General features: G+C 37.7%; 1 protein-coding gene. It reads left to right on the top strand.

Features of this window, described 5'->3' with window-relative positions; genetic code table 11:
* Positions 1-76: 76 nt before the first annotated feature.
* Complete coding sequence (locus ACMV5I_RS29445; RefSeq protein ID WP_414825969.1) at positions 77-1111, top strand: hypothetical protein; 1035 nt, start codon at positions 77-79, stop codon at positions 1109-1111.
* The last annotated feature ends 113 nt before the right edge of the window (positions 1112-1224 follow it).

The following is a 1224-nucleotide window of genomic DNA, read 5'->3' as shown; positions in this document are numbered from 1 at the left end:
TTGGTTGATTGTTTTTTTTGTGATAGAATATTCAATATACATACGTAATTAATAAACAAAGAGTCACTTTTAATTAATGAAACAAAATCAGAACGATGCCGCCAGTAAAATCATAACTCGCTTTTTCAGGAACATGTTGGAAAAAAAACGTTTACAATCAGCAAAATCAGCATTTGACACCATGCGTACCGGTGCTGATTTTCAAAAAGCCGTGGATAGCATGAATGAATCCACTATGCAGGCTTGGGATGACACTGAGAGTAAATTTATCAATCTGAATCAGAACCTTGCTGAAAAAATAAAGGACTTTCAGCAACTGGATTTTCAGATGATATCAAGACACAATTTGACGGATAGTTTTAAGGAAATAAACCCACTTGCCATAGATGAACAGTCATTTTTGGATTTTTTCATAAAACAAGACTTTTATCTTGTCCATGCCACCAACAAAAAAATTGAAAATAATGATGGACATATACAACTAAAGTCACGAACTCGTCTTTTGAAAGATAATGTAAAATACTTTAGCAATTCTGAAGCAGATATAGTTCGACTAAAGAATGAGGACTATGTTTTCTTTTCTTTAGAAATTGGAGAGCCACTCTGGAAGTCATGTAGTCGATTTGGACAATCCTATTACAAAATAAAATTTCATCACGAATCATTTAAATATGCATCCATGGTTCTGTTGGATCAATTACTTAGAGAGTGGGTAACTATACATATCGAAGGAATCAGTACCGATGGAATGCGAGCACTAGAAAGGAATAGATACAAATTTGATGTTTTTGGTGTCATGTTTCATGGGAGAAAGTCTTCAATTTACGGGTTGGCATATAACATAATCAGTACAAGCAGGCTTCTTCCTGAGGAGGATAGAAAATTAATCATTACAGCAAGGGATCCTCGGCAACTCAACGCAATCATAAACTCTTTCTTTAGACCAGAGATAAGGATTGCAAACATTGTTAATGTTTCACGTGGAAAGTATACAGTAGGTGAGTTCCCTAATATGTATGCTCTTGACGCCCCACGCCCAGTTGAAATGCAACAAAGTGACCCACTGGCTAGCCCCGGATCGCCAATTCCCAAACGAAATGCAACAAAGTGACCTGATCTTACCCAGCAATAGTGGACACGCGACTAAGTGCCCCATGCCCCATTCCCAGTTGAAATGCAACAAAGTGACCCACTGGCTAGCCCCGGATAAAATCACCGTACTGG

The sequence above is a fragment of the Serratia sp. T13T92 genome (genome assembly GCF_047530105.1).
GTDB classification, from domain to species: Bacteria; Pseudomonadota; Gammaproteobacteria; order Enterobacterales; family Enterobacteriaceae; genus Chania; species Chania fonticola.
Note: the sequence above shows the minus strand (reverse complement) of the source record. Positions and strands in the feature narration are given on the sequence as shown.

Coding starts and splice junctions, on each gene's coding strand:
- ACMV5I_RS29445 (WP_414825969.1), top strand. CDS start 77: ATGAAACAAAATCAGAACGATGCCGCCAGTAAAATCATAACTCGCTTT.